The sequence below is a fragment of the Thalassotalea marina genome, from assembly GCF_014656435.1.
In the GTDB taxonomy this organism is placed as follows: Bacteria; Pseudomonadota; Gammaproteobacteria; order Enterobacterales; family Alteromonadaceae; genus Thalassotalea_C; species Thalassotalea_C marina.
Genome location: NZ_BNCK01000009.1, coordinates 29,242 through 43,770, shown reverse-complemented (window position 1 = coordinate 43,770; position 14,529 = coordinate 29,242). Strand labels below are relative to the sequence as shown.

Annotated in this window: 13 protein-coding genes; 8 read left to right on the top strand and 5 right to left on the bottom strand. The window is 38.0% G+C overall.

Annotated elements, in window-relative coordinates; all coding sequences use genetic code 11:
• Positions 1-216: 216 nt before the first annotated feature.
• Positions 217-2,868, top strand: coding sequence for a type I DNA topoisomerase (topA, locus tag IE199_RS17515; protein ID WP_189773231.1), 2,652 nt, complete (start codon positions 217-219; stop codon positions 2,866-2,868).
• 77 nt (positions 2,869-2,945) lie between these two features.
• Here the strand turns inward: topA and IE199_RS17510 are convergent, their stop codons facing one another.
• Both IE199_RS17510 and IE199_RS17505 read right to left on the bottom strand, forming a co-directional pair.
• Positions 2,946-3,314, bottom strand: coding sequence for a ribosome recycling factor family protein (locus tag IE199_RS17510; RefSeq protein WP_189773229.1), 369 nt, complete (start codon positions 3,312-3,314; stop codon positions 2,946-2,948).
• Positions 3,315-3,415: 101 nt separating this feature from the next.
• Entirely contained in the window at positions 3,416-4,165 is a 750-nt protein-coding gene (locus tag IE199_RS17505) for an SDR family oxidoreductase (RefSeq protein WP_189773227.1), read from the bottom strand.
• 133 nt (positions 4,166-4,298) lie between these two features.
• On the opposite strand from IE199_RS17505, the gene IE199_RS17500 reads away from it, so the two are divergent.
• Genes IE199_RS17500 through IE199_RS17490 form a run of 3 tightly spaced genes read left to right on the top strand, consistent with a single transcriptional unit; the run spans position 4,299 to position 6,181 of the window.
• On the top strand, positions 4,299-5,123 hold the full coding sequence (locus tag IE199_RS17500) for an AraC family transcriptional regulator (RefSeq protein ID WP_189773225.1): 825 nt from the start codon (positions 4,299-4,301) through the stop codon (positions 5,121-5,123).
• A 24-nt stretch (positions 5,124-5,147) separates the two neighbouring features.
• A complete protein-coding gene (locus IE199_RS17495; RefSeq protein ID WP_189773223.1) occupies positions 5,148-5,864 on the top strand; it encodes an AzlC family ABC transporter permease in 717 nt (238 codons plus the stop codon).
• The gene (locus IE199_RS17490; RefSeq protein WP_373304824.1) at positions 5,861-6,181 is read left to right on the top strand and encodes an AzlD domain-containing protein; all 321 of its coding nucleotides are present in this window, start codon (positions 5,861-5,863) and stop codon (positions 6,179-6,181) included. The genes IE199_RS17495 and IE199_RS17490 overlap by 4 nt, the downstream gene beginning before the upstream one ends.
• A gap of 17 nt (positions 6,182-6,198) precedes the next feature.
• On the opposite strand, the gene IE199_RS17485 is transcribed toward IE199_RS17490, so the two are convergent.
• Entirely contained in the window at positions 6,199-7,302 is a 1,104-nt protein-coding gene (locus IE199_RS17485; protein ID WP_189773221.1) for a 1-acyl-sn-glycerol-3-phosphate acyltransferase, read from the bottom strand.
• A 325-nt stretch (positions 7,303-7,627) separates the two neighbouring features.
• Here IE199_RS17485 and hpf point away from each other — a divergent pair, with 325 nt between their 5' ends.
• The gene (gene hpf, locus IE199_RS17480) at positions 7,628-7,984 is read left to right on the top strand and encodes a ribosome hibernation-promoting factor, HPF/YfiA family (RefSeq protein ID WP_189773219.1); all 357 of its coding nucleotides are present in this window, start codon (positions 7,628-7,630) and stop codon (positions 7,982-7,984) included.
• 54 nt (positions 7,985-8,038) lie between these two features.
• Here the strand turns inward: hpf and lepB are convergent, their stop codons facing one another.
• The gene (lepB, locus tag IE199_RS17475; protein WP_189773217.1) at positions 8,039-8,689 is read right to left on the bottom strand and encodes a signal peptidase I; all 651 of its coding nucleotides are present in this window, start codon (positions 8,687-8,689) and stop codon (positions 8,039-8,041) included.
• 284 nt (positions 8,690-8,973) lie between these two features.
• Between lepB and IE199_RS17470 the strand changes: the two genes are divergently transcribed.
• Positions 8,974-9,765: a DUF2884 family protein gene (locus IE199_RS17470; RefSeq protein WP_189773215.1), complete on the top strand. Its 792-nt coding sequence runs from the start codon at positions 8,974-8,976 to the stop codon at positions 9,763-9,765.
• 104 nt (positions 9,766-9,869) lie between these two features.
• A complete protein-coding gene (locus IE199_RS17465) occupies positions 9,870-10,616 on the top strand; it encodes a tRNA-uridine aminocarboxypropyltransferase (RefSeq protein ID WP_189773212.1) in 747 nt (248 codons plus the stop codon).
• 51 nt (positions 10,617-10,667) lie between these two features.
• On the opposite strand, the gene IE199_RS17460 is transcribed toward IE199_RS17465, so the two are convergent.
• Positions 10,668-11,486: a PEP-CTERM sorting domain-containing protein gene (locus IE199_RS17460; RefSeq protein WP_189773210.1), complete on the bottom strand. Its 819-nt coding sequence runs from the start codon at positions 11,484-11,486 to the stop codon at positions 10,668-10,670.
• A gap of 248 nt (positions 11,487-11,734) precedes the next feature.
• Between IE199_RS17460 and prsT the strand changes: the two genes are divergently transcribed.
• Entirely contained in the window at positions 11,735-14,527 is a 2,793-nt protein-coding gene (prsT, locus tag IE199_RS17455; protein ID WP_189773202.1) for an XrtA/PEP-CTERM system TPR-repeat protein PrsT, read from the top strand.
• Positions 14,528-14,529 lie beyond the last annotated feature (2 nt).

The following is a 14,529-nucleotide window of genomic DNA, read 5'->3' as shown; positions in this document are numbered from 1 at the left end:
AAAGCATTCAACTCTAGAGGTTAATTTAAAAAATATTTGCTTGTCAGCTTGCTTATTTGCAGATATATCTAATAGTAATGGTTAAATTTACTATGTAATTAGCTTTGCTAAATTACGATTTCAACGTGAGTTTTTAATCGAACAAGAAAATATCATTAGCTAGCATAAAAGAAAAACCAGTGCCGTTAACTGGTCAAAGTAGGATCAAATAAGTCTATGTCGAAATCTCTGGTAATTGTCGAATCCCCAGCAAAAGCAAAGACAATTAACAAATACCTTGGTAAAAACTTTATCGTTAAGTCGAGTGTTGGCCATGTGCGCGATTTACCTACGGGGAGCACAGGTAAAAAAGCTGCGACTAAATCGCCTGCTGAAGTGCGTAAAATGTCACCTGAGCAAAAAGCGAAGTATAAAGCACAAAGAGATCGCCAAGCCTTAGTCAATCGTATGGGGATAGATCCAGATAAAGATTGGAAAGCTGACTATCAAATTTTGCCGGGCAAAGAAAAAGTTGTTAGTGAACTAAAAAAATTAGCGGCCAATGCTGACACTATCTATCTCGCAACCGATTTGGATAGAGAGGGAGAGGCCATTGCTTGGCATTTAAAAGAAATTATCGGTGGCGATGACAGCAAATTTAAACGTGTAGTGTTTAATGAAATTACTGAAAATGCCATTCAACAAGCATTTTCATCGCCAAGCATTTTAAGTATGCCAGGAGTAAACGCACAGCAAGCTCGTCGTTTTCTAGACCGCGTCGTTGGCTTTATGGTAAGCCCATTGTTGTGGAAAAAAGTTGCAAGGGGCCTTTCAGCTGGGCGTGTGCAATCCGTGGCCGTCAAGCTAGTGGTAGAAAAAGAACGTGAAATTAAAGCGTTTAACCCAGAAGAGTATTGGGAAATTGATGCCCATACCAAGGCAACTACTAATGAAGAACTGTCACTTGCGGTTACTCACCATGGCGGTAAACCTTTTAAAGCCGTTAATGAACAGCAAGCTATGTCTGCTGTTGCTGTGCTTGAAAAAGCGGCATATCATGTATCGAATCGAGAAGATAAACCTTCTAAAAGTTTACCTTCTGCACCTTTTATTACATCGACACTGCAACAAGCTGCTAGTACTAAACTAGGCTTTGGCGTAAAACGCACAATGAGCTTAGCGCAACGTTTATATGAAGCCGGTCATATTACTTATATGCGTACCGACTCAACTAACTTGAGCGCTGATGCTATCAACATGTGCCGTAATTACGTAAGTGAAAACTTTGGTGATAATTATTTACCAGAGAAGTCTCGTCAATATGGTAGTAAAGCGAATGCACAAGAGGCGCATGAGGCAATCAGACCGTCAAACGTAAAACTAGAAGCGGCTTTTCTTGAAGGTGTAGATGCCGATTGTAAAAAGCTTTATGAGCTAATTTGGCGTCAATTTGTTGCCTGTCAAATGACGGCTGCACGATACACAGTTAGTACTATTACTGTAAGTGCAGATGATTATGCTTTAAAAGCAAAAGGCCGAGTAATGCAGTTTGATGGTTGGACAAGAGTTCATCCACAACTATCAAAAGGTGACAAAGATACACATTTACCTGACTTATCTGTAGGTGATGTATTAACACTTAATAACGTTGAACCTAGCCAGCACTTTACCAAACCACCTGCCCGATATGGCGAAGCGTCTTTGGTTAAAGAATTAGAAAAACGTTCTATTGGTCGTCCTTCAACTTACGCATCTATTATTTCTACGATTCAAGATCGTGGTTACGTAAAGCTGGATAAAAAACGCTTTTATGCAGAGAAAATGGGTGAAATTGTTACAGATAGTTTGTCTGAAAGTTTTAAAAACTTAATGAGTTACAACTTCACCGCGGAAATGGAAAAAGAGTTAGATGAAATTGCAGAAGGTAAACTTCCTTGGAAAGATGTACTAAATGCCTTTTATCAAAACTTTACAGAGCAGTTGTCTTTGGCAGATAAACCTGCAGAAGAAGGTGGTATGCCTTCAAATGAGCCAGTTTTAACTGATATAGACTGTCCTACGTGTGGCCGTAAAATGGGCATACGAACAGCATCAACAGGTGTTTTCCTTGGCTGCTCGGGCTATGCGCTGCCTCCAAAAGAGCGTTGCACGACGACAATGAATTTAACGCCTGGCGAAGAGGCGGTTAGTGTATTAAGCGAAGATCAAGAAACTGACGCATTACGAGCTATGCACCGTTGTCCAAAATGCCAAACCGCAATGGACAGCTATTTAATTGATGAAACGCGCAAATTACATGTGTGTGGTAATAATCCTGTTTGTGACGGCTTCGAATTGGAAAAAGGTACATTCAAAATCAAAGGCTATGATGGCCCAGTACTTGAGTGTGACCGCTGTAATGCCGATATGGAACTGAAAAACGGTCGCTTTGGTAAGTATTTTGATTGTACAAATAGTGAATGTAAAAATACTCGTAAGTTATTGGCTAATGGTGAAGCTGCGCCGCCAAAAGAAGATCCTGTGCAATTACCTGAGTTGCCTTGTGAAAAGTCTGAGGCACACTTTGTACTGCGTGATGGTGCTGCAGGTATCTTCCTTGCCGCAAGTACTTTCCCTCGCTCTCGTGAGACAAGAGCACCTAAGGTAGCTGAATTAAAGCGCTTTAGAGATCGTATATCACCGAAGTTCTATTATTTGGCTGATGCACCTGAGCAAGATCCTGCCGGTAACTTGGCGATAGTCAGATTTAGCCGTAAAACCAAGTCACAATACGTGATGACGGAAGTAGACGGAAAAGCAACTGGCTGGACCGCTTTATACCAAGATGGTAAATGGGTCGAATCCGAAGCTAAAAAACCTGCGCCTAAGAAAAAGGCGGCTAAGAAATAATAAAAAAGCACTCTTTGAGTGCTTTTTTATTAAAAGGCCTCTGTGAAAAAAGGGGCCATGTTGTTATTAAGCTTTTACTATTCGTCTAACCATTCTAATTCATCAATGACTCTGCGTGCCTCAGCAACGGTACAATCTGTTTTTGCCATCAATTCATTAATCGTGATACCTGAGTTCTTTTTTGCAATAAACAGTAAATGGTCATGGCTGAGTTTTTCACTTTCTTGTTTTAACTTCTTAGACAACCACAGCCAAGAGTCTTCATTAGCATTATCAATGAATTCAATAATTTGATAGAACTGTTCAGTGTTACCAATTAAACGCCAGTTTCGAGAACGACCAATACGCTGAAGTTCACAGCCAGCTTGACGTATTTCAGCTTTTAAAGCATAAGCTCGCAATACGCGTCTTAAAAAGGATGGCAAAATAATTGTCGTTGTTTTCATACGAACTGAAGTAATTGTTAGCTAAATAAATGTGTGAATAAAATACAAACCGCCATTGTAGTTGGGTGTTTATCCAAGTTCAAATAAATGACTAAAAGTTGTTAACGTCCGCCGGCAAGCTCTAAATGACTTCCAGTAATATAAGAAGCGTTATCAGACAGTAACCACGTAATTGCTTGTGCAACCTCAATAGGTTGTCCTCCACGCTGCATAGGTAAGCTTGACGCTAATCTATCAACACGATCAGGCTCACCGCCATCTCGGTGGATATCGGTATAAATTAACCCAGGACGTACGCCATTTACGCGTATGTTTTGCGCTGCAACCTCTAGAGATAAGCCTTTAGTGAGGGTGTCTATTGCGCCTTTACTGGCGGCATAATCCACATATTCGTTAGGAGCGCCTAATCTTGATGCGGCAGAAGATACATTGACGATTGCGCCACCAGAGCCACCAAAATTTGTAGACATGCGTTTAATTGCTTCCTTACAGCATAAAAAATAGCTTGTGACATTGGTAGAAAGCACTTGATTAATCCTGTCTGCGGTTAGTTCAACTACAGGAGATTGAGCGAATAAAATACCTGCATTGTTTACTAACTTTTTGAGTTGACCGGGTAGGGCGTCTATATGTTGAAATAATGACATCACTTGTGCTTCTATTGATACGTCAGCCTGTATGGCTACAGCATTGCCTCCCTTTGCTTGAATCTTTTTTACTACATCATTAGCACTTTTGTCGTCTTTGACATAGTTTACGATGACAAAGTCACCTTGAGCAGCTAAAAGTTCTGCTGTAGCTGCGCCTATGCCGCGGCCAGCACCTGTCACTAAAGCAATGGGGTGATGCATGATATCCGTCCTGTGGTTTTATTAGAGTATTGACTCTATCATAGAGTTTTCATAAAGAGCAATTTTGTACAAGGCTTTCATGTTTAGTCTTTTATACATTATGCTAGAAGCATTATTAAAGAGCGATCTGTCTATGCGGGAAACAGTAAAAGTAGGTTTTCATCAAGAGTTGGGTGGTATTGAGGTTATCAATGCCAGTTTTGGACGTAAAAACTTTAAGAAACACTACCACCAAACCTACACCATTAGTGTCATTGGAAGTGGTGGTCAGCGTTTTTTTCGCAGTGGTGCTGAGCATTTTGCACCGGAGAATAGCATTATCTTTGTCAATGCTGATGATATTCACACAGGTCAGGCTGCAAATGGAGTAGGCTGGACATACAAAGCCATTTACCCAACACCTGAACAGTTTGGCCAGTTGGCTAGTGATATTGGTTGGCAAGGGCAATTTGCTCCTTATTTTGCTGATGCTGTAGTTTATGACCCTACTATGGCTAATGCTCTACGCCGTTTATTTTTCATTCTTGAGAACGAATCACAACAGCTTTTACGAGAACAAGAAATTAACTTGGTGTTATCTCAATTGATGATTCGACATGGAAGTCATAAAAAAGAGGCAATTGAATTTCAGCGCTTAGAATTTGACAAATTATTAAAAGCTAGAGAATTTCTTCGTGGCAATGTTGAAGAAAATGTCACACTAAAACAGCTAGCAGATTATGTTGGATTAAGTCAGTTTCACCTTGCTCGTCAGTTTCAACAAAAATATGGTCTGTCTCCTCATGCGTACTTTATACAGTTTAAGGTGGCGCAAGCACAAAATCTCCTTAAGCGAGGAGTAAGTGTTCTCAATGTTTCAAATCAATTAGGCTTTTTTGATCAAAGCCACTTACACCGACATTTTAAGCGTGTCATTGGTTTAACCCCAGGCCAATACGCAAAAGCAGTTAATGGCTAGAATTATGCCTTCTGGACTAAACAAATGATAAACAAGAAAAATAGAAAATATTTGTTAAAGGGCATTATTGATATGCTGCCTTTTAACTTGGCGGTGCTGCCATGGGGGATATTGTGTGGATCATTAGCAATACAGCGGGGAATGTCAGAACTAGAAGCTATACTCATGCCGCTTCTCGTTTTTGCGGGGGCTGTGCAGTTGGTGTCTATAGAGCTTATCGCTGGTAATGCGTCAATTGCATCTATTTTAATTACAACTTTTATTATTAGCTCAAGACACTTTCTATATGGTTTATCATTGAGAAATAAAGTACAAAACTTAAATTCAAAACAACGTTATTTAATAGGGTTTTTACTGACTGATGAACTGTTTGCGTTATCCTCCAGTAAAAAAGCATTTCAACATCATCAGCGTTTCATATATGGCCTTGCAGCTGGTGGGAGCTTTTACTTTTTTTGGCTCGTATGGAATGTGCTAGGAGTATATGCTGGTAGTGTTTTACCCAATTTAACAAACCTTGGTTTGGATTTTGCCATAGCGGTTACATTTATCGCTTTAGTTATTCCATCAATCAAAAGTATGGCTACTTTAACGGCTGTAGTTGTGTCTGCACTGCTTTCTGTATTAATGACGTTATATGAATTACCGTTTGTGCTTGTTGGTGCATCCTTGTGTGCGATGCTAGCGGGGTTTATTGTTTGTCGAAAAAGCAACCGTATAGTTGAAGGTAGGGGCAAATGATGACAATTACCATAATATTATTAATGGCTTGTATCACTTTTAGTAGTCGCTACTTAATGCTACACCCCAAATTACCTATAGTAATTAAAGGTAAAATGGTTACTTTTCTAAGTTTTAGTGCGCCGGCTGTTCTAACGGCAATTTGGGCACCAATAATATTTTTAGAAAAAGAGAGCTCACTAACGTCACTCTCAAATCCTTATTTTATCGCAGGTATTTTAGCAATTGGTGTGGCATATCGAACAAAAAGTGTTTATGCTACGTTGTTGATCAGCGGCGTGACGTTTTATTTGTTAACACAATTCATCACGCCATAAAACGAGAAGGATAAGTCTTATCTCAGTTGCTGAAGCTGCTTTTTGGAAATAACGGGGTTAGCATACATGGTAAGTAACCAATGACGTTGTTCGTCAGTTAATGTTTGTGTGCGCTCAGAAAATATCTGAATCAATTTGTTATCACCAGCTTGTAAATATTCATATGCATTGTTATTGCTAGGGTAAAGCTTATAGTTAGCGATGATTTGTTGATCTATAGATTCGGCAATTTCTTTACTGTCATTAAACTCACCAGTCAATGGCGGGCAAAACGTGAGGTTGACTCGACCTTTTTGCCCCATTAGACCTAAAGTGATACTTTTTAGATCTTCATGTTCTTCTTTTTGATAGTGACCAGATACCGCCTTTTGCGCAAGCTCTCTTGCTTTATCTTGATCACAAGGATCAAATTCATAAGAAATAGCGACAGGGACAATATTTAATGTCGAAAGATACTGTGAAATTGGGGTTTCTTTCGGCTTGTTAAGTAATAACATTGAAATAAGAGCGGCGTTAGTTTTATCGACTCCATCCTTAGCTCGACCTTCTTTTTGCGCGATCCAAATGTTATGTTGCTTTTCTACCAAGCTATGATGAATGTATGCAGAGAGCTGTTTTGACGCCATCAACATAGCACGTTTGTTTTTTTCGCTGCGTTTAACAATAAAACTTTTATTTAAACGCATTAAATCTTCCACCCAACGTTTGCTTAAAAGGTTGTCACCTACAGCAGCCTCTACCGTTTCCATGCCATTCTCATGAAGGACATGGTTAATCAGCGCAACATCTAACACAATATCTCGATGATTACTGATAAATAACGTGGGTTTGTTTTTATCAAGGTGTTCAATACCTGAGTATGTAAGTTCTGTAATGGTTGTTTTAATTAGTTTTGTTAAATAGCCAGACACCAATAACTGAATACTTTTGATTGTTTGTAGTTTTGCTGCCTTTGCTGTCATCGACTTTTTCACGATATAACGAGCTCCACCAGGCCAAAATTTATACATTGTTGGTAAAGAAATGGCAGCAACTGAATTCAAAAACTCGCGCTCATTAAGCAAAGATTCGGCAATTTGCTGAACTTCGGTATCTTGATACGGGCGAATGTCATCAAACATGAAAATAATTCTCGGGTTTACTATTAAAAAATCGGCAGAATTATACCTAAGAATCTACTAGTTACGTAACAGTCTTAGAAAAAAATTGCTATAAACAGGCCATTTTCTAAGTCTAGTTGCTAAAAGCGTAATGAGGTTTTAATAAATAAGATCTTTGCTCAAGTCTAATACGCTTTTAAAAAACAGTGTGTGACTGAATAGTGTACAGAAAGTGAGGGGGGATTATTCATTTGGTGATTTAACGCAAGTTTTTAGTTTATTTCACTTGCCTTTTTATTTTTAAGCCCTAAATTCATATATGAGTAACAACGAAAAAGGATATGCTATGAAGATAAATGTTTCTGGTCACCATGTTGAAGTTACTGCTTCTGTAAAAGAACATATTGAAGAAAAGTTTGCAAAGATTGCTACCCATTTCCCAACCATTATATCGATTGACGCCATCATCACTAAAGCGCATGGCAAACATTACGTTGAATTGACAACAAACTATGAAGGCACTGCGGTATCTGTGTCTGCGAACGAAGAAGTTATGTATCCTGCGATAGCAGCGGCAGGTAAAAAATTAGATGCTGCTTTAAAACACCGTAAAGGACAACTCAAAGCAAAATTGCACGAAAAGCCTTTTTCAACGGCCCCCGATATTGCCTATGAAAAGGTACAAGAAACTAACTTTAGTTAATACGTAAAAGAAGGCCTACTTAAACTAAGTAGGCCTTTTTAAAATCCTTTTCTTTTATATGTCTTTAAAAAACCTGTTAAGCCTTGGTAAAAAATAATTTTCATAATCTAAAGATAAAATGACTTTATTTGTGCGGCCTATTATTTCATTTCGCGGAACAAATCCTATAACTCTAGAATCTGCGCTGTTGTCTCTATTGTCACCTAAAACTAGATAGTGATTCTCCGGCACCTTTACCGAAGGAAAGCTACTATATGGTGCTTGATTCTCAGTAACTTGGATTCTATGTCCGTTTGTTGATAATAATTCAGTTAAAATGCTAACACCTTGTTTATTGACTTCGTCATGATAAGTAACTGCTTTACCATTGATTACAAGTTTATTGTTCTTAAGTGAAACTATGTCGCCCGGCACACCAATAACACGCTTGACCAAGCGCTTATCTGCTTTTATTGAATTAAATATAATGATGTCGTTAGTTTTAGGATCGTTAAGTTTATAAACGGAATAACCAACAAAAGGTATGTTAATATCGTACGCTAATTTGTCTACGTATATACGGTCGCCCTCAACAATGGTTGGCTTCATAGAGCCTGTAGGTACATCGTTCCAGTCTGCAACAGCACTTCTAAATACCAGCATTAGAGCAATAAAAATAATAAACGACTTATTTTCTCGCCACATCTTTTTCATGTTTAATCGCATCGCTAACCTCCTTACAATATGTATGATTGTTAGTACATGGCTTTGAAAATTTATTACGATATTAAGTTTTTTATTTTTTATCCTATCAATATGGCTGGTTTTTATTTGCAAATTTTTAGATTTAGCCAAGTAAACTAATATTTAGCGATAATGCAATTAATTGGTTAATTTAACCAGTTGTATTTAATGGTTTTCTAATTAAAAGTTAATAAATTCAATGTGATACATTCTGGCATTAGGTTTGTATAGCATGTTTAACAAAAACATTCATAGGAATACTGTTTATGAAAACTTTAATTGCCAGTGCTATTTTATTGTCAGGAAGTGCAGTAGCGCACGATGTACACTTTTCTTCTAACTCGTGTGATGTTGATTTAAACGCGGGTATTTCTATCAAACAAAACGTGATCACCTTCACTAAAAATAACAAGCCGTTATATCAAATCATTGATAATCAAACACTAATCGTTGATGGTAAAACAATTTCGTTAGATTCAAATCAAGAAAAACTTGTAAATGAATATTCAACTAAACTTCGGGTTGTACCGACTGAAGCGAAACGCATAGCTATCGATGCAATCGATCTTGCTGCTGAAGGTGTAAATTTGGCTTTCTCCGAAATTTTAGGAGAAGGTAACGACATATCGGTCAACTTAACTCGCCAGTTAACGGAAATAAGAAATGACGTAAATAGCCAGTTTGATGTTAATGATTTTACAATTGACGAAAATGGCAATTTGCAAGATGACTTTTTTACAGAAGAGTTTGGCCAAAAAATTAGTGATATGGTGCAAGACACGGTAAAAAATTCAATGGGTACTTTGTTAGTAGCGGTAGGGCAACAAATGCTATTCTCAGGCGATATGGATGCCTTTGAAGCAAAAATGGAAGACTTTGGTTCGCAAATTGAAGCTCAAATGGAGCAACGAGGTGAGCTAATTGAAGCCCAAGGTGAACGTTTATGCCACTCTGTATATGAAATTGATCAACTAGAAGAAAAATTGAAATCGAATATTGAAGAGATGCCACAGGTAAATGTAATTGTAGTTGATAAATCATCACATAAAAAAGCTTAGATAATTTTATATTTTTTCTCTGTAACTTCTAAGGCATGGTTTCATGCCTTTTTTTTATTTGTGAATCGATTAAAATATTAAAAAATTATCACTTAGTTACCTCAATGCACGCCGTTCATCAGTTGTATTTCAAACGAAAATCTCAATCGACTAAACCCTTTAGAGCCAGAGGTTGTAAAGTTAATCGCTGCCAATATTGCCAGTTGGCGATGGATAATTGTATTTGTGATATAAGGGTGCAAACAGGTAGCAAATGCAAGTTTGTGCTACTGATGCATGACATCGAAGTATTAAAGCCAAGTAATACTGGGAGACTTATTGCTGACGTTATTCCTGATACTGAAGCGTATTTATGGTCTAGAACGACCGTTGACAACAAATTATTACAGACTTTAAAAGATGAACGATATCAGCCGTATGTAGTCTTTCCCGAGGAGTATATATTTGATAACAGGCCTGTTGTTAAAGAATTGGATAGTTTATCGACAAGCAAAACTCCTTTGTTTGTCATGCTTGATGGCAGTTGGCAAGAAGCGAAGAAGATGTTTCGCAAAAGTCCTTATCTGACTAACATGCCTGTGATTTCGTTGAGTAATGATACACTGGAAGCGTTATCTTTTAAGTCAGAATATTTTCTTCGAAAGGCGAGTAAAGAAGGACAATTATCAACGGCAGAAGTCGCTAGTTTGTTGTTGCAATTAAATAATGACCATTTACCTTCAATGCATTTGTTACTGTGGTCAGAACTTTTTAGCTATCGCTATCAGAAAAGCGTGTGTCAAACTAATCTCGCCAACCCTGATGTTGAACAGAGGTATCAAGCATTCTTGTCAAACTTACCGAGTAGGTAGCGAGTAATAAAAAAGCGACCTTAGGTCGCTTTTTTATTACTTAATTTTTCTTTATGCTCTTTTTCGCAAGCTTAGGCCTGCTAAACCAAGAAGCATTAAAGCGATAGTTTGAGGAGCTGGAATTGGTGTTGTTGTATCGCCTGGCGATACAGAAACTAATCCTTCAATAATATCGTTAGCACATGTCATCGTCCAACGAAACGCTATTTGATGTGCTGATGCTAATGCAGTGCCAGCCACATCAAATGTTAGTCTAAGGTTTCTATAAGACGTGCCCGCTATAAAATATTCCTGTGAGCCAATTGACCAATTTGAAGTGTCATGAGTTGTTTGATGACTACGATCTTTAATTCTAACTGCTTGGTCATAACGATGGCCATTGCTACCCATCTCATCACTAGAAGTGTAAAGGTCTGAGCGATTAAAACCTGATTTTAGGCGGCCTATACCACTAGTTCTACTGCGATTGCCCTCTAAATCGTAAACATAGTTCCAGTCTGTTCCTGAATTATTACGATAAGAGTCAGATGAACGATCATTTTGGTAACTTCCTGAGCCATAAGGGTTCCACGGGTTATCAATTCCATTTCCTGTCGCCATAAACAAGTCACCAAATTTTATAGTGCTGTTCACGTCATTCCAAAAAGAGGTGAAAATATCAACGGTCATTGTTGTGCCTTCGCGTTTTACCGTCATTTTGTCTACATCGTATTTACGTGTAGAGCCGTAGACATCTCCGCTTGCGCCAGCACCAATGTAGTTATCACTTATTGTTTGAGTGGCGAAATCTGTAGGTGAAATTGAACTTGCGTTCACTAACATCGCAGATGCGAAGCTTGCTCCTGTAATAATCCATTTAACTAACTTCATGCTTTTTACCTTTTATGCTCTTTATACCGTACTCTGGTTTATGTTCAACTTTAAGCACAGTTAATGCCAACATCAAAAATATTAATCTATTCAATTGATTACTGTTATTTCTCACAATCACTAGCACAAATTATACACATAATGTAAATAATATCGACACATTTATTTCTGCTTGAGTTAAATTGCATTGATAGCATAAGATAACTTTAAATTAACTATTTATTTACTTGCATTAGGAAGTGATATTCATGAAAAGGCACTTTGTCCCTAGTTTAATTGTGGTGGGCTCTATAATGCTTTCGGGCGGTATAATGGCCGCGCAATTAACAAATCAACCCTACGAAGATGCTTTAAAAAGTTTTTATGTAGAGGATTTCGACGCTGCCGTAATCCATCTAAAAAACGCGCTTAAAAATAATCCTAGTCACTTACCTTCAAGGTTATTGATGGCAGAAATACTCATTGCTAAAGGTGACGGTGCAGGTGCGGAGGTTGAGTTAGAGTTTGCAAAACAAAAAAACGCTGATGAAAAAAAAGTACTGCCATTGATGTTGGAAGCACTTTTGCTACAAAGTAAATTAGACAGTGTTATTAAACTAGCTAAGCCCGTTTATGGTAATAATAATCTTTCAAGTAAAGTTTTAGTGTTGAAAGGGCGAGCGTTGTTTGAAAAAAACAGCACGTCACTAGCCAGTGAAGAATATCGAGAAGCTTTGCGCTTAAATCCAAATAATATCGAAGCTATCCTGGGCTTAGCACAAGTTGCAATTAAGCGAGAACAACTTGCACAGGCATTGGAGCAGGTTAATCAGGCTCTGGCTATTTCTGCGGTTAATGAAAAAGCAATACAACTTAAGGCAAATATTTACCATGAAATGGGAGATTTAACCAATGCTGAGCAAGTTGTTACATCGCTAATTAAGCTAAATCCCAGAAATTTACCAGCTCTGTTAACTAGAGCTAGCGTGTTAGTTGAGCAGGAAAAGCATCAACAAGCGCTTGTTGATATTGAAGTGATATTAGGTGAAATACCCAATGAGCCGCGCGCTAACTATTTAAAAGCTATAGTTTCTGCAGCACTGGGCATGGACGAAGAACTGACTGCGACGGCAAATCATTTAAGCACAGTTTTGTCCGGCATGCCTAAACAAGTAATGAAAGAAAATCCATTCTATTTTTACTTAGCTGGCTTAGTTCATTTTAATCGAGGTGAGTATGAAAAGGCGCAAGACTCCCTTAGTGATTATATTGATATCGTTGATGATGACACGCGAGCGCTGCGTTTAAACGCTGAAGTTTCTCTTGCTCTAGGTGAAACTTTTTCTGCCAAAAACTACCTGGTAAAGGCTCGGTTATTAGACCCTGACAACAAAGAGGTCTGGCGAATGTTAGGTAAAACTTACATGGCTACTCAAGAATATGAAAAGGCCGAGCGATATTTTCTTGATTTAACTCAAGCTCGTCCTGATTTTTTCTTGGCTTGGCAGGATTTAGGTAGGTTGCAACTGGAAATTGGCCAAGTGAATAACGCGATATCATCACTGGAAAAGTCGCTAGCGTTATCAGAGGGTAATAGTGAAACATTGTTATTATTAATGACTGCTATGCAAGAAAGTAACAATATCGAACAAGCTTTGGTTTATGTTGAACAACTTTTACAGCAAGTTCCAAATGATTCAAAATTAGTTCAACGAAAGGCTGTAATGTTAGGGATGAAAGGACAGCACCAACAAGCCAAATCACTTTTTGAACAAGCTGCATCGTTGGATAATTCGAATGTGGAAGCAGTCGTTCATTTAGCGAGAATGGACATGGTTAATGGCGATTTACCTAGTGCACGCCAGCGGTTAAATACTGCGTTAACAAAATTTCCTGATAGTGCGCCATTGTTGGTTGAAATAGGTGATACATTTTGGAAAAAATCTGAAATTTCACAGGCGAAAAATTACTATGATAAAGCTTATAGCATTGATAGAAAAAGTGAGTTAGCGCTTAATCGTTTACTTGATGTTGCAATTAGCAGAAACGATGTAAATGAAGCTATTTCGTTGGCTAAAGATTATTTAGTCCGTGAAAACCATAATGCAAATATTCATCAACGTCTTGCAAATGCTTATATGCAGGCGAAAGATTATAAAGAAGCTATGAGTGCATTCCAGTTAGCAGTGAAACATGTTGCAAATAAATCTCCTGTTTTACTTAACTTTGCCAACGCACAGTTGGCAATACAAGATTTTAACGGCGCCATTTTAAACTATAAAAAAGCAATCGCATGGAATAACAACTTTTTTGCTGCATATTTAGCATTAATCAAAGCCTACAATTTAACTGCTGAGCCTGAAAAAGCTTTAGATGTTGTTAATGAACTATCAAAGCACATTAAATTGCCTGGGTTAGCTGAAAAATTAACAGGTGATGTTTATCTCGCGGCAAAACAGTATGATCTTGCGGAAAAACACTATAAAAACTCGTTACAGATTGAAGAATCTCAACAAGCGACTTTTGGCTTGTCTGAGGCGCTTAAAGGTAACAACAAACTGGCGCAAGCGAGAGGGTTACTAGAGAAGTGGAATCAAAAAGCACCTAATAGCCTGATGATGGTGGTGGCTTTAGCTGATCTATATGTAATGGAAAAAACATACGATAAGGCTATTTCGTTATATCAAGAGCAAATGAAATTGCAGGGGCAAACACCTTTGCTAATGAATAATATTGCTCAAGTCTATATTTTGGCTAGTAATTTTGACTTGGCCGTTGAATATGCTGAAAAATCACATATTGCAGTACCTGATCACGTAGCTATCAAAGACACCTTAGCATGGGCTTATACTAAGCAAGGAAGTTTAGAAAAGGCATTACCTCTGTTTAGGGAGGCTCTAGCGATCGAATCGGATAATGCAGAAATCATGTATCATTTAGCGGTTAATTTAATTGGACAAAATCGCAAAAATGAGGCGAAGCGCTTTTTGGAGCGAGTTGCCTCATCTTCACAACAGTTTAATGAAAAAACTGAAGCGATTGATTTGCTAAAGACTCTTTAGAA

Coding starts and splice junctions, on each gene's coding strand:
- topA (WP_189773231.1), top strand. CDS start 217: ATGTCGAAATCTCTGGTAATTGTCGAATCCCCAGCAAAAGCAAAGACA.
- IE199_RS17510 (WP_189773229.1), bottom strand. CDS start 3,314: ATGAAAACAACGACAATTATTTTGCCATCCTTTTTAAGACGCGTATTG.
- IE199_RS17505 (WP_189773227.1), bottom strand. CDS start 4,165: ATGCATCACCCCATTGCTTTAGTGACAGGTGCTGGCCGCGGCATAGGC.
- IE199_RS17500 (WP_189773225.1), top strand. CDS start 4,299: ATGCGGGAAACAGTAAAAGTAGGTTTTCATCAAGAGTTGGGTGGTATT.
- IE199_RS17495 (WP_189773223.1), top strand. CDS start 5,148: ATGATAAACAAGAAAAATAGAAAATATTTGTTAAAGGGCATTATTGAT.
- IE199_RS17490 (WP_373304824.1), top strand. CDS start 5,861: ATGATGACAATTACCATAATATTATTAATGGCTTGTATCACTTTTAGT.
- IE199_RS17485 (WP_189773221.1), bottom strand. CDS start 7,302: ATGTTTGATGACATTCGCCCGTATCAAGATACCGAAGTTCAGCAAATT.
- hpf (WP_189773219.1), top strand. CDS start 7,628: ATGAAGATAAATGTTTCTGGTCACCATGTTGAAGTTACTGCTTCTGTA.
- lepB (WP_189773217.1), bottom strand. CDS start 8,689: ATGCGATTAAACATGAAAAAGATGTGGCGAGAAAATAAGTCGTTTATT.
- IE199_RS17470 (WP_189773215.1), top strand. CDS start 8,974: ATGAAAACTTTAATTGCCAGTGCTATTTTATTGTCAGGAAGTGCAGTA.
- IE199_RS17465 (WP_189773212.1), top strand. CDS start 9,870: ATGCACGCCGTTCATCAGTTGTATTTCAAACGAAAATCTCAATCGACT.
- IE199_RS17460 (WP_189773210.1), bottom strand. CDS start 11,486: ATGAAGTTAGTTAAATGGATTATTACAGGAGCAAGCTTCGCATCTGCG.
- prsT (WP_189773202.1), top strand. CDS start 11,735: ATGAAAAGGCACTTTGTCCCTAGTTTAATTGTGGTGGGCTCTATAATG.